This window comes from Streptomyces sp. NBC_00984 (assembly GCF_045162475.1).
Taxonomy (GTDB): Bacteria; Actinomycetota; Actinomycetes; order Streptomycetales; family Streptomycetaceae; genus Streptomyces.
Map to the genome: position 1 here is coordinate 5,247,176 of NZ_CP108734.1, position 12,889 is coordinate 5,260,064.

Consider the following 12,889-nt stretch of genomic DNA (forward strand, 5'->3'; position numbering starts at 1 on the left):
GTGTCCTGGCCCGGGGGCTACTCGCCCGAGGGGCTCGGGCTCTCCCCGTTCTCGCGGCGCTTCAGCTCCTCCTCGCGGCGGCGCAGATCGGCCTCCCAGTCCTTGAGGAGCGACTCGTCCTTCTTGTTCTCTTCCTTCAGCGCGTTCAGGAACTCCGGGTTGTCGTCCGGCGCCACCCACTGCGAGCGGTGATTGCGGTGCCATTCGGACGGCGTACGGCCTCCGGCGGGCGCGTGGCGCATCTTGCCCGCGGCCAGCCAGACGATCGGGCCGACGATCCAGAACAGCAGGATGATGAAGACCCAGGCGATCTTCGGCAGGTGCTTGGCCTCGTCCTCGGGCGTGTTCAGGCAGTCGATGAACGCGTAGATCGTCAGCGCCAGAGGCAGGAGATAGATCAGGGCCCGGAACATGATGGAAAGGTCCCCCTGCGGAGAGTTGGCGGGGCTTGTCCCGCCCCGGTTCGGGCCCAGAGTAACCGGTGTCCGTGACATATCACGGCGAGCGGGGTGAACCGGCGGCGAGCGGGCGGGGCCGCCTGATTCCGGGTGTGCGAGGGCGGGGCCCGGGGCGGGGTGGGGGGAGCCCCGGCGGCCGCGGCGGGCGGGGATGACAAACTGGACGGCATGGCTTACGACGATCTTCGTTCCCTCCTCCGGGCCCTGGAGCGCGAGGGCGAGCTCAAGCGCATCAAGGCCGAGGTCGACCCCTACCTGGAGGTCGGCGAGATCGTCGACCGGGTGAACAAGGCGGGCGGCCCCGCGCTGCTCTTCGAGAACGTCAAGGGGTCCTCGATGCCCCTGGCCATGAATGTCTTCGGGACCGACAAGCGGCTGCTCAAGGCGCTCGGGCTGAAGTCCTACGCCGACATCAGCGACAAGATCGGCGGGCTGCTCAAGCCGGAGCTGCCGCACGGCTTCGTCGGGGTGCGGGAGGCCTTCGGCAAGCTCGGCTCGATGGTGCACGTGCCGCCGAAGAAGGTGAAGCAGGAGAGCGCCCCGGTGCAGGAGACCGTCCTCACCGGCGACGATGTGGACCTGGACCTGCTGCCCGCGCTCTTCACCTGGCCCGAGGACGGCGGCTCCTTCTTCAACCTGGGGCTCACGCACACCAAGCACCCGGAGACCGGCGTACGGAACCTGGGGCTTTACCGGCTCCAGCGCCACGACCGCCGCACCATCGGGATGCACTGGCAGATCCACAAGGACAGCCGCAACCACTACCAGGTCGCGGCCAAGCGAGGCGAGCGGCTGCCGGTCGCCATCGCGTTCGGCGCGCCGCCCGCGGTGACGTACGCCTCCACCGCGCCGCTGCCGGGGGACATCGACGAGTACCTCTTCGCCGGGTTCATCCAGGGCAAGCGGATCGAGATGGTCGACTGCAAGACCGTGCCGCTCCAGGTACCGGCGCAGGCGGAAGTGGTCATCGAGGGGTGGCTGGAGCCCGGGGAGATGCTTCCCGAGGGGCCGTTCGGCGACCACACCGGCTTCTACACGCCGCAGGAACCGTTCCCCGCACTGACCATCGACTGCGTGACCATGCGGAAGCGTCCGCTGCTCCAGTCGATCGTGGTGGGCCGGCCGCCGACCGAGGACGGGCCGCTGGGACGTGCCACCGAGCGGTTCTTCCTGCCGCTCCTCAAGATCATCGTGCCGGACATCGTGGACTACCACCTGCCGGAGGCGGGTGGTTTCCACAACTGCGCGATCGTCTCGATCGACAAGAAGTATCCGAAGCACGCCCAGAAGGTGATGAGTGCCATCTGGGGTGCGCACATGATGTCGCTGACCAAGCTGATCGTGGTCGTGGACTCCGACTGCGACGTCCACGATCTGCACGAGGTGGCGTGGCGGGCCCTCGGCAATACGGACTACGCGCGCGACCTGACGGTCACCGAGGGTCCCGTCGACCATCTCGACCATGCCTCCTACCAGCAGTTCTGGGGTGGCAAGGCGGGCATCGACGCGACGAAGAAGTGGCCCGAGGAGGGATACACCCGGGACGGGGGCTGGCCGGACATGGTCGAGTCCGACCCGGAGACGGCGGCGAAGGTCGACCGCCGGTGGAAGGAATACGGACTGTGAGCGCCGCCGAAGCAGCACTGGGCTCAGGGCCCGTACATCCGAACAGCAGGGTCAAGGCGTTCCTGCGGCTCGTGATGATCGAGCACTCGGTCTTCGCGCTGCCCTTCGCGTACATCGCCGCCCTGACCGCGATGTTCCAGGCGGACAAGTCCATCCACTGGGGCACCCTGCTGCTCGTCACGGTCGCGATGGTGGGGCTGCGGACGTTCGCGATGGCCTGCAACCGGATCATCGACCGGGAGATCGACGCCCGTAACCCGCGCACCGCGAGCCGGGAGCTGGTCACCGGGGCGGTCTCGGTGAAGTCGGCGTGGACGGGGGCGCTGGTCGCCGTCGTCGCCTTCCTCGGCGCCGCCGCGCTGCTGAACCCGCTCTGTCTGGCGCTCGCGCCGGCCGCCGTCGTGCCGATGGTGGTCTATCCGTACGGAAAGCGGTTCACCCACTACCCGCACGCCATCCTCGGCATCGCGCAGGCCATAGGGCCGATCGGCGCCTGGCTGGCGGTGACCGGCAGCTGGTCGTGGGACGCGGTGATCCTCGGCCTCGCGGTCGGGATCTGGATCGGCGGCTTCGACCTGATCTTCGGCTGCCAGGACGTCCAGGCGGACCGGGCGCACGGGGTGCTCTCGGTGCCGGCCCGATTCGGCATTCCGGCCGCGCTGTGGGGCGCGCGGGTCTGCCATGCGGTGACGACCGGGCTGCTGGTCTGGTTCGGGCTGGCCACGGAGGCCGGGCTGTTCTACTGGATCGGCATGGTGATCGTCGCCGTCGCGTTCGTGTACGAGCACCGGGTGGTGCGGCCGCACGATCTGTCCCGGCTGAACCGGGCGTTCTTCTCGGTCAACGGCTTCATCGGGATCGCGCTGTTCGCGTGCGCCCTGCTGGACCTGCTGGTACGGGGCCTGACCGTCTGAGCCTGCCCGGGGTCGTGTCCGGCGGATCCAGGACCTCGTCCTCGACGGGCGGCTGCCCCGGGCGCGGGTGAGACGGGTCGAGGAGGCGTGTCACCTGGTGTGGTCAAGGACCGCCGCGTTACGGGTCCGTCCCAGTGGGCTGCGGGCGTCGACAGGTGCGGAACGGTGGCGGGAACCGCCGTTCCGGCCGGTCGGCGGCGTGTTCCGGTGCGGTGCGGCGCGGCCGTGTCCAGCCCCTGTTTCCCTTGCCGGTCGGCGGCAGGGAGCGGGTGCGGCAAGGGGCGGGTGCGGGCGGGGCATGCCCGGTGGTGGTGCGCGTTGTGCCCGGCTGTGCGTGTAACAGGGGTGTATTAGCGGGTGGTTGGGCGGAACGCCTTGCCGGGCCGGGCGGCTCTTGGTGATCAGAAACGCTCGCTCGTACCGACCGTGCCGAGCGGCCGACACCCCCCACCGACACTGAGGAAGAAACGATGCGCGTACGCAAGCTCACCTTCGCCGCCCTGGCCGTTGTCGCCGGTCTCTCGCTCACGGCCTGCCAGGACGGCGAGGACGACCTGGGACAGGTCGCCCCGTCCTCCGCGTCCAGCGCGTCCTCCGCGAGCGGCGGTTCGGGCTCGGGCGGTACGAACCAGGATGGCGGAAAGGACTCCGCCGGAAAGGGGTCCGGCGGGCAGGGCACGGCCGCCGGGACCGGCTCCGACGAGAACAGCAAGGTCGGCAAGTGCCGCACCGACGACCTGGACATCACCGCGTCGGACAGCACCATCGGCGGCGACACCGAGGGCACCGTCGCGGTGGAGTTCAAGAACGGCGGCGGCCGGGACTGCGTGCTCTCCGGGTACGCGGGCGTCGACCTGAAGACCAGCGCGGGGTCGCTCTCCGCGGAGCGCACCGGTGAGAAGGCCACTCCGATGACCCTCAAGGACGGGGAATCGGTGTACTTCGGAATCAACTACCCGCTCAACACGTCGGGCGGCTCCGGCGTCCGCATCACGGCCCTGGTGGTGACCCCGCCGGACGAGACGAAGTCGTTCTCCCTCGAATGGCCGGGCGCCGCCACGCTGCCCGCCACGGACGGCTCCGGCTCCCAGGTGAAGGTCGGCCCGATGGGGAGCGCCGGTCAGGGCGAGGGCTGACCCGGACGCCACGGGATCCGTCCGGGGGATCACGGGCGGAGCCGGAAGAGGACGGCTGTCCGACGACGGCGGACGCGGCCCCGGAAGCGACCACTCGCGACGCGCCAGATCCCCCGGCCCGCACCCGAACCGACGACTGGCCGGTCGGAAAGTCACATGACCGGCCGGGCAGGCCCCACGACATGACCGGCCGGGCAGGCCCTACGCCATGAGCGGTCGAACGCGCTCTACGGTATGACCGGCCGGGCGGGCGGCACCGTGCTCCGGCCGCGCGTGGGGCGGCGGAAGACGAACGCCGCCGCCACGCCCGCCGCCAGCCCGAACAGATGGCCCTGCCAGCTGACCGAGGTGTTGGCGGGCGAGAGCCCCACCAGGATCGACGAGCCCCATATCGCGCCGACCACCAGACCGGCGGCGATGTCCAGCACCCTGCGGTCGACGAACCCCCGGACGAGCAGATAGCCGAAGAGGCCGAAGACCAGCCCGGACGCGCCCGCCGTGTTGGAACCGTCCGGTGAGACCAGCCAGACGCCGAGCCCGTCGACCACGATGATCATCGCGGCCACGGCGGCGAATCTGCGGATGCCGCTCAGCGCCGCCAGGAAGCCGAAGACCAGCAGCGGCACGCTGTTGGAGGCGACATGGCCGAATCCGAAGTGGATGAAGGACGCGGGCACCACGTCCAGCAGCTCGCCGGCCCGGCGGGGCTCTATCCCGAACGTGTCCAGTGAGTTGCCGGTCGAGGCGTCGACGACTTCGAGCAGCCAGAGGAACGCGACCCAGCCCAGCATCACCTTGGCCGCGGCCTTCGCGCGGCCGCCCGCACTCCACGCCGGTGCGGATCGATCCGAAGATGCGGCCATCGTGCCCCCCTTGCCGTCCCCTGTCGTCCCTGTTCCCACCCCGTGGAACGCCCGAGGCACCGTACTCGGTTCCGGTTTTGTACCGCCGGATAGGCTCAGGCGTGTGGATTCCGGGACTTCAGTGAGTCAGTACCAGCGGCAGCCTTGGATTGTCGGGGTTTCAGGCGCTTCGGGCACCCCATTCGCCGCCGCCGTGCTGCGCGGCCTGCTGGCCGCGGGGGAGAGCGTCGATCTGGTGGTGAGCCGGGCCTCGCGGCTGACGCTGCTGGACGAGACAGGGATCGCGTACCGCGACGGGCACTGGCAGGAGGACCTGCGCAGCTGGCTGGCGCGCGGGGCGGACGGCAAGCCGCACACCTTCGACGTGGACGTCGAGGGCGTACGGCACTGGGCGGCCGGTGATCTCGGAGCGGGACCTTCCTCGGGTTCGTACCCGGCGAAGGGGATGCTGATCGTCCCGGCCTCGACGGCCTGTGTGGCCGGGGTGGCGCTCGGGCTCTCGAAGGATCTGCTCCAGCGGGCCGCGAGCGTGACGCTCAAGGAGCGGCGGAAGCTGGTCGTCGCGGTGCGGGAGACTCCGCTGAACGGGCAGACGCTGAAGCATCTGGTGAGCCTGGACGAGGCGGGCGCCGTGGTGCTGCCCGCCTCTCCGGCGTTCTACGCGGGGGCGACGCACATCCAGGATCTGGTGGACTTCGTCGCCGGGCGGGTGCTGGACGCGGCGGGCGTGCCGCACGACCTGTACCGCCGGTGGGAGGGCGAGCTCGGTGGCGGCTCCCGCGACTCCCGTGGCTGAGTCGGTGGTCAGCGCTTCTTCATGGCGCGCGGCTTGCGGGTCCGGTCGACCCGGTGCGCGGCGGCGGGCTGGTGGGCACGCGAGCGGTTGGCCAGGTCCTGCAGCTCGCGCATCCGGGCGTAGGCCATCTCGATCGTGTACACGGTGTTTTCACTCCTGAAGATTCGAAAGCATTTTTTGGATGTTCGGAAAGATTTGCAGGCGGTGAAGCCTGCATGCCTTAGATTCTACACGTAAACTCGCGATACTGCTGAACAATGGAAGGTTTCAGTCACATGGACGCGGTGGACAGGCAGCTCATCCAGGCCCTCAGGGAGAACGGCAGGGCCTCGTACGCCGAGCTGGGGCGGCTCGTGGGGCTCTCCGGGCCCAGCGTCACCGACCGCATCAACCGGCTGGAAACCGCCGGTGTCATCACCGGCTACCGCGCCACCGTCGACGCCGCGTCCCTGGGGCTCGGGGTCACGGCCCTGATCGGCATCTCGCTCTCCGACGCGGCCGATCACGAGGACGTGGCGCGCAGGCTGAAGGACCTCGCGGAGATCGAGGACGCCTGGTTCATCGCGGGCGACGACTCGTACATGCTCAAGGTGCGCGTCGGTGACGTGGACGGCCTGGAGAAGACCATCCGCCGGCTCAGCGGTACGAGGGGCGTCTCGCGCACCCGTACCACGATCGTGCTCTCCACCAAGTGGGAGAACCGGGTCGGGGAACTTCCCGACGAGTCGTAGGCGTAACGTGGTGGAGCCCCCGGGTGACCGGGGGTTTCGCCCGGTATCACCTGTCACCGGGAAACGCACTGCACGTCGACAACTGGGAGGCAGCCGCATGGATGTCGGGCTCAAGCGCGAGCTGGAGGAGAAGGTCCGCGCAGGGGAGCGGCTGACCCGTGAGGACGGCATCGCCCTCTACGAGTCGGACGACCTGGCCTGGCTCGGCGGCCTGGCGCACGAGGTGCGGACGCGCAAGAACGGTGACGTCGTGCACTTCAACGTCAACCGGCACCTCAACATGACCAATGTGTGCACCGCGTCGTGCGCCTACTGCTCGTTCCAGCGCAAGCCGGGCGAGAAGGACGCGTACACCATGCGCATCGAGGAGGCCGTCCGCCTCGCGAAGGCGATGGAGGGCGAGAACCTCACCGAGCTGCACATCGTCAACGGCCTGCACCCCACCCTGCCGTGGCGCTACTACCCGCGCTCGCTCTCCGCTCTGAAGGAAGCCCTCCCGCAGGTCTCCCTCAAGGCGTTCACCGCCACCGAGATCCACCACTTCGAGACCATCTCCGGGCTCTCGGCCTCCGAGATCCTGGACGAGCTGATCGAGGCCGGTCTGGAGTCGCTGACCGGCGGCGGCGCGGAGATCTTCGACTGGGAGGTCCGCCAGCACATCGTGGACCACGCCACCCACTGGGAGGACTGGTCGCGCATCCACCGCCTGGCGCACGAGAAGGGGCTCAAGACCCCGGCGACCATGCTGTACGGGCACATCGAGGAGCCCCGGCACCGCGTCGACCACGTGCTGCGGCTGCGTGAGCTCCAGGACGAGACCGGCGGCTTCCAGGTCTTCATCCCGCTGCGCTACCAGCACGACTTCGTGGACATGAAGGACGGCAAGGTCCGCAACAGGCTCCAGGCGCGGACGACGATGGCGACCGGCGCCGAGGCGCTGAAGACCTTCGCGGTCTCGCGGCTGCTCTTCGACAACGTCCCGCACGTCAAGGTCTTCTGGGTGATGCATGGCGTGCAGACCGCCCAGCTCGCGCTCCAGCACGGTGCGGACGACATGGACGGCTCGGTCGTCGAGTACAAGATCACGCACGACGCGGACAACTACGGCACGCCGAACAAGCTCGGCCGCGAGGATCTGCTGGACCTGATCCGCGACGCGGGCTTCCGGCCCGTCGAGCGCAACACCCGGTACGAGATCATCCGCGAGTACCCGGGCCCGGACGCCGGGCGGCGCGAGTCGCCGCAGCCGATGCGCGTCTGACCCGCGCGTCGTCAGCAGTCCGGCTGTACGGGAGCCCCGGCCTCAGGCCGGGGCTTTCTCGCGTGCTGGACCTGGTTTGAGGCCGTGGGTCGGTAATAGCTAATCTGCGCCTATGCCACTTACATTCGAATTGGACCCCACGTTCGACCGCACCCTGCGGGACGGCATCGTCGAGCTGTGGACCGATGTCTCCAACGCGGGCGGCGCGGTCGGCTTCGTACCGCCCGTCACGGCCGACGACGTGCGGCCCGAGCTGGTCAAGCATCTGGTCTCCATGGCCGAGGGGCGCACCCGCCTGCTGATCGGACGCGACGAGGAGGGCGCCGTCGCGGCCACGGCCTTCCTCGCCCTCAACACCCACCGGCTGATGATCCACTGGCTCTGGCTCTACACGGTGATGGTCCACCCCCGTCATCAGGGCAAGGGGTACGGGCGCGATCTGATGGACGCCGCCGCGCGGGCGGCCCGCGGGATCGACGGGATCGAGGCCGTCCGGCTCACCTGCCGCGGCGGCACCGGCGTCGACCGGTTCTACGCCTCGTGCGGATACAAGGAGGTCGGGCGGGTGCCCGACGCGATCCGGGTGGCCGACGGGGACGACCGCGACGACATCATCATGCTGCTGCCGCTCGGGCACTGAGCCGCGTCCGCCTCCCTTGGCGGAGCCCTCCGAACTGATCGATTCCGGGGCATGCTTCACTGGTCGGGCAGGATCGAAGGACCGTCATACGTTGAGAGAGAGGCCAACTGTGTCCGCTGCCAAGCCGAGCGCGACAATTCGGTACACCGCGATGCGCCTCAGTATCTTCGTCGGCTGCTTCGCCGTCGCAGCCGTGGCCGTTCACTTCGGCCTGCTGCCCTCCGGGACGAACGGCTCCAATATCGTCTGGGTGATTCTGCTCGCCCTGGTCCTGTCCGCGCCGCTCAGCTTTGTGCTGCTGCGCAAGCAGCGTGACGAGATGTCCGAGCAGATCGTGTCCACGGTCGACCGGGCCAAGGAGCGCCTTGAGGCGAACCGTACCCGCGAGGACCACGTCACCCAGTGACGGTGGCGACGGTGTGAGGGCTGCGTAAGGACTACGTAAGTTTCCTCACGCCCGCACAGTTTTCGTTCGAAACCCCAGCGCCGGAGCGTCCGCTCCTGTACTGGGGTTTTGTCGTTCCCGCAGGGATCCGGGGCGGGCCGGGGCGTGGTGGCGGCGGTCTCGCCGGCGAGCCGGGGTCAAAGAAGAGCTTTGAGCTTCTCAAAGTTCAAGTGTTAACGTGTTCGACATGAAGACAGCAGTGCGCCATCGATTCGCCGCGAGCGTCCCGCTCGTGGAGCGCCTGCATGTCGATCTCTGCCGCTGTATGTCCGCGGTCTGTTGCCGCAAGGTCTGAACGGCACCATGCAGCGGCGCCGCCCCTGACGCGGGCGCCGCACCCCCCGTCCCCCGCACAGTCGTCCCCGTGCGCCCCGATGCGTCACATCTGGAGTGTGTCCGTGTCCGCGAACCCCGCGTCCACCGTTGCCGGCAGCCCGTCCGGCTCCGGTTTCCGTATACCCAAGGTCCCGTTCTGGGCCCAGATAGTCGCCGGTCTCGTCCTCGGTGTCGTCCTCGGCTGGCTCACGCGTACGTACGACATCGGCTGGCTCTACACCACGCTCGACAAGGTCGGCCACATCTTCGTCCAGCTGCTGAAGCTGGCCGTCGCGCCCCTCGTCTTCTTCGCGATCCTGGTGTCGATCACCAACCTGCGCAAGGTCAACAACGCCGCCCGGCTGGCCACCCGCACCCTGCTCTGGTTCATGATCACTTCGCTGATCGCGGTCGCCATCGGCCTCACGATCGGCCTGGTCACCAACCCGGGCTCCGGTACGGGCCTCACGCCGAAGGACGGCAAGCTGCCGGAGCACGCGGGCTCCTGGCTCGACTTCCTGACCGGCATCATCCCGGACAACGTGATCACGCCGTTCACCGAACTGAACGTGCTCCAGATCGTCTTCATGGCCGCCGTCGCCGGCATCGCCGCGCTCCAGCTCGGCGAGAAGGCCCAGCCGATCCTCACCCTCAGCGAGTCCGTCCTGGAGCTCCTCCAGAAGGCCCTGTGGTGGGTCATCCGCCTCGCCCCCATCGGCACCGTCGGCCTCATCGGCTACGCGATCGCCGACTACGGCTGGGACCTGATCGGCAAGTACGCGACGTTCACCGCCGACGTCTACATCGGCTGCGCCCTGGTGCTGTTCGGTGTGTACCCGCTGCTGCTCGCCACCGTCGCCAAGCTCAGCCCGGTGCAGTTCTTCAAGGGCGCCTGGCCGGCGATCCAGCTGGCCTTCGTCTCCCGCTCCTCGGTCGGCACCATGCCGGTCACCCAGAAGGTCACCGAGCGCCTCGGCGTCCCGAAGGAGTACGCCTCCTTTTCCGTCCCGTTCGGCGCCACCACCAAGATGGACGGCTGCGCCGCGATCTACCCGGCGCTGGCGGCGATTTTCATCGCGCAGATCTTCGACGTGCAGCTGGGTGTCGGTGACTACGTCCTGATCGCGTTCGTCTCGGTGATCGGTTCGGCGGCCACCGCCGGTCTCACCGGTGCCACGGTCATGCTGACCCTCACCCTGTCGACGCTGGGCCTCCCGCTGGAGGGCGTCGGTCTGCTCATGGCCATCGACCCGATCCTGGACATGATGAGGACGGCCACCAACGTGGCAGGTCAGGCGCTGGTCCCGGTGATCGTCGCGGCCCGCGAGAAGATCCTCGACCACGACGCGTACAACTCGGCCTCGTCCTCCCCGGTCGACGGCGACGAGGTGCGCGACACCGAGCCGGAGCGGGTGCCGGTCGCCGCGTAACCGCTCACGCACGACACACGGGAGCGCCCCCGGTCCGCCTTTCGGCAGGGCCGGGGGCGCTCCCGTGCCGTACCGGACGCCCGGGGCGTGCGGCCCCTGCCGCGTACGACGGGGAGGAACCCCGCGCCGTACCCTTACCGGGGGAGTGGCACACCGGGGGCGGGAGGAAGTCGACGTGGGTGCTGTGAAGAGCAAACGGATGCCGCGGGCCGTGCGCGAGCAGCAGATGATGGACGCCGCCGTGCAGACCTTCGGGCAGCGCGGGTACCGGGCCGCCTCGATGGACGAGATCGCCGAGCTGGCGGGGGTGTCCAAGCCGCTCGTCTACCTGTATCTCAACTCCAAGGAAGAACTCTTCACCGCCTGTATCCGGCGCGAGGCGAAAGCGCTGGTCGAAGCGGTACGGGCGGGGGCGGAGCCGGGGCTTCCGGCCGATCGGCAACTGTGGTCCGGGCTGCGGGCGTTCTTCACACACACGGCGGAGCATCCGGACGGCTGGGCGGTGCTGCACCGCCAGGCGCGTACGCACGGCGAGCCGTTCGCCGACGAGGTGACGGCGATGCGGGACGAGATCGTTGCTTTCGTGACGGAGCTGATCGGGGCCGCGGCGCGCGAGGCACATCACGATCCGGCGCTGCCCGACCGTGATGTGTCGGGGCTCGCGCAGGCGCTCGTGGGGGCCGCGGAGTCGCTCGCCGGGTGGGCGAACGAGACCCCGGGCGTCTCGGCGAAGGAGGCCGCGGCCACCCTGATGAACTTCTCCTGGGCGGGTCTGGAGAACCTTATGAACGGCCGTCCCTGGCAGCCGCCGAGCCCGTCCGCCCGGTGAGGTGGACCCGGCCGGTGCCGCGCAGCTGGAAGCCGGTGGCGTCCGCCGCGTAGGTGACGGTGGCGGGCAGCAGGACGGGGGCCTTGAAGTCGGCCCGTACCCAATGGACTTCTTCGGGCCGTGGTGACTCGGCCAGGCAGCGGGCGACGGTCCACATGCCGTGGGCGATGGCCCGGGGGAAGCCGAAGAGCCGGGCGGTGAGCGGATACAGGTGGATGGGGTTCCGGTCGCCCGAGGCGGCGCCGTAACGCCGTCCCAGATCGCCGGGCAGCCGCCACTCGGCGACGGCGGGAAGCTCCGCGGCCGGGGTGCCGTGCGCCGACCCGGGCGGCCCGGACGGACGTCCTGCCGGTGGTGTACTTCTCGTGTGCCGGGAGAGGTAGCCGCTGCGGGACTCCCAGACCAGTTCGCCCGCCAGCCGTGCCTCGGTGGCCACTGTGACCTCGGTGCCGCGCCGGTGCGGTGTCAACTGCTGTGCATGCACCGCGAGTTCGAGCATGTCCGTGGGGTGCAGCACCCGGTGCCGGGTGATCTCGATCCAGGTGTGGACGAGCCCGACGACCGGCAGCGGGAACCTCCGGGCGGTCATCAGCCGCATGGCGAGCGGGAAGCCCAGTACGTGTGGGTAGGTGAGCGGCAGCGGGCCCGGGTCGGTGAAGCCGCAGATCCGGTTGTACGAGGCGAGCGGGCCGGCCGCGATCGGTGCGGCCGGGAGCACGGCCCGGTCGGCGGGCAGGGTGGCGCCGGGGCGACCGGCCCTCTTGAACGGGGACGTGACAGTCGCCCGTACGAGTGACACGTTCGGATTCGGCACAGGGTCACGCCCCCGGCAGGCTCTGGCCGCAGACGCGCGCGATCTGGCCGTTGACGGCCGTCGAGGCGGGCTGGGCGAACCAGGCGGTCGTCCCGGCGACATCGACCGGGAGGCCGCCCTGCGAGAGGGGGTTCATCCGGCGGCCCGCCTCCCGGATGAACAGGGGGACGGCCGCGGTCATCTTCGTCTCGGTGAAGCCGGGGGCCACCGCGTTGACCGTGACGCCGTGGTCGGCGGCGGTGAGGTGCAGCAGCGGGCCGTCCAGGGCCGGGGTCTCCCGCGACCAGCGGCGCAGCGGGGCGGGCTGCGGGAGGCCGAGCCTCCGGGTCGGGAAACGGCCGGGTGCTGTGCCGGTGAAGTGCAGATAGCGGTCGGCCATGGTCCAGACTCCCTGCTCGGTCGTGGATTTACTCCAAAGTAAGGTTACTCAAGAGTCAGGAACTGGTCGAGATGATCCCCCTCGAACGACCGCAGCCCCGCAGAGTCGCGGTCGTCGGCGGCAGCCGCGTTCCGTTCGCGCGCTCCGACGGCCCGTACGCACAGGGCGGGAGCTGGGACGGACCGACCTGACGCCCGAGGTGCTCACGGAGCGCCTGGAAAACTATGTGGAGAGTTTCCTCGAACAGTTCGA

The 12,889-nt window shown here is 69.5% G+C and carries 14 protein-coding genes and 1 pseudogene; 10 read left to right on the plus strand and 5 right to left on the minus strand.

The window, feature by feature from the left end:
- Nucleotides 1–17: 17 nt before the first annotated feature.
- A complete protein-coding gene (locus OG520_RS23420) occupies nt 18–413 on the minus strand; it encodes a PLD nuclease N-terminal domain-containing protein (RefSeq protein ID WP_399328273.1) in 396 nt (131 codons plus the stop codon).
- A gap of 213 nt (nt 414–626) precedes the next feature.
- Between OG520_RS23420 and OG520_RS23425 the strand changes: the two genes are divergently transcribed.
- The 3 genes from OG520_RS23425 (at nt 627) to OG520_RS23435 (ending at nt 4,134) form a co-directional block, all read left to right on the plus strand.
- Entirely contained in the window at nt 627–2,084 is a 1,458-nt protein-coding gene (locus tag OG520_RS23425; protein WP_406014476.1) for a menaquinone biosynthesis decarboxylase, read from the plus strand.
- Complete coding sequence (mqnP, locus tag OG520_RS23430; protein WP_399328269.1) at nt 2,081–2,998, plus strand: menaquinone biosynthesis prenyltransferase MqnP; 918 nt, start codon at nt 2,081–2,083, stop codon at nt 2,996–2,998. Before OG520_RS23425 ends, mqnP begins: the two co-directional genes overlap by 4 nt.
- A gap of 470 nt (nt 2,999–3,468) precedes the next feature.
- Nucleotides 3,469–4,134 (plus strand): DUF4232 domain-containing protein, encoded by a 666-nt coding sequence (locus tag OG520_RS23435; protein WP_406014477.1) that lies wholly within the window; start codon nt 3,469–3,471, stop codon nt 4,132–4,134.
- Nucleotides 4,135–4,361: 227 nt separating this feature from the next.
- On the opposite strand, the gene OG520_RS23440 is transcribed toward OG520_RS23435, so the two are convergent.
- Nucleotides 4,362–4,997: a rhomboid family intramembrane serine protease gene (locus OG520_RS23440; protein ID WP_406014478.1), complete on the minus strand. Its 636-nt coding sequence runs from the start codon at nt 4,995–4,997 to the stop codon at nt 4,362–4,364.
- Nucleotides 4,998–5,118: 121 nt separating this feature from the next.
- Here OG520_RS23440 and OG520_RS23445 point away from each other — a divergent pair, with 121 nt between their 5' ends.
- Complete coding sequence (locus OG520_RS23445) at nt 5,119–5,793, plus strand: UbiX family flavin prenyltransferase (protein ID WP_406016544.1); 675 nt, start codon at nt 5,119–5,121, stop codon at nt 5,791–5,793.
- An 8-nt stretch (nt 5,794–5,801) separates the two neighbouring features.
- On the opposite strand, the gene OG520_RS23450 is transcribed toward OG520_RS23445, so the two are convergent.
- A complete protein-coding gene (locus OG520_RS23450; RefSeq protein ID WP_256260259.1) occupies nt 5,802–5,936 on the minus strand; it encodes a hypothetical protein in 135 nt (44 codons plus the stop codon).
- A gap of 132 nt (nt 5,937–6,068) precedes the next feature.
- On the opposite strand from OG520_RS23450, the gene OG520_RS23455 reads away from it, so the two are divergent.
- The 6 genes from OG520_RS23455 (at nt 6,069) to OG520_RS23480 (ending at nt 11,444) form a co-directional block, all read left to right on the plus strand.
- The gene (locus tag OG520_RS23455; protein WP_266418001.1) at nt 6,069–6,524 is read left to right on the plus strand and encodes an Lrp/AsnC family transcriptional regulator; all 456 of its coding nucleotides are present in this window, start codon (nt 6,069–6,071) and stop codon (nt 6,522–6,524) included.
- Nucleotides 6,525–6,621: 97 nt separating this feature from the next.
- Nucleotides 6,622–7,785, plus strand: a complete 1,164-nt coding sequence (gene mqnE, locus OG520_RS23460) for an aminofutalosine synthase MqnE (RefSeq protein WP_266418005.1) — start codon at nt 6,622–6,624, stop codon at nt 7,783–7,785.
- A 112-nt stretch (nt 7,786–7,897) separates the two neighbouring features.
- Entirely contained in the window at nt 7,898–8,425 is a 528-nt protein-coding gene (locus OG520_RS23465) for a GNAT family N-acetyltransferase (protein ID WP_406014479.1), read from the plus strand.
- A gap of 151 nt (nt 8,426–8,576) precedes the next feature.
- On the plus strand, nt 8,577–8,831 hold the full coding sequence (locus OG520_RS23470) for a DUF4229 domain-containing protein (RefSeq protein ID WP_399328260.1): 255 nt from the start codon (nt 8,577–8,579) through the stop codon (nt 8,829–8,831).
- A 437-nt stretch (nt 8,832–9,268) separates the two neighbouring features.
- Nucleotides 9,269–10,615, plus strand: a complete 1,347-nt coding sequence (locus OG520_RS23475; protein WP_406014480.1) for a dicarboxylate/amino acid:cation symporter — start codon at nt 9,269–9,271, stop codon at nt 10,613–10,615.
- Nucleotides 10,616–10,814: 199 nt separating this feature from the next.
- Nucleotides 10,815–11,444, plus strand: a complete 630-nt coding sequence (locus tag OG520_RS23480; RefSeq protein ID WP_399328417.1) for a TetR/AcrR family transcriptional regulator — start codon at nt 10,815–10,817, stop codon at nt 11,442–11,444.
- Here OG520_RS23480 and OG520_RS23485 read toward each other — a convergent pair.
- Together OG520_RS23485 and OG520_RS23490 are read right to left on the minus strand one after the other, a co-directional pair.
- Complete coding sequence (locus tag OG520_RS23485) at nt 11,398–12,258, minus strand: MaoC/PaaZ C-terminal domain-containing protein (RefSeq protein ID WP_406014481.1); 861 nt, start codon at nt 12,256–12,258, stop codon at nt 11,398–11,400. The two genes, OG520_RS23480 and OG520_RS23485, sit on opposite strands and share 47 nt — an antisense overlap.
- Before the next feature lie 4 nt (nt 12,259–12,262).
- Nucleotides 12,263–12,496 (minus strand): annotated as a pseudogene (locus OG520_RS23490) (SDR family oxidoreductase); the annotation flags it as partial.
- Nucleotides 12,497–12,889 lie beyond the last annotated feature (393 nt).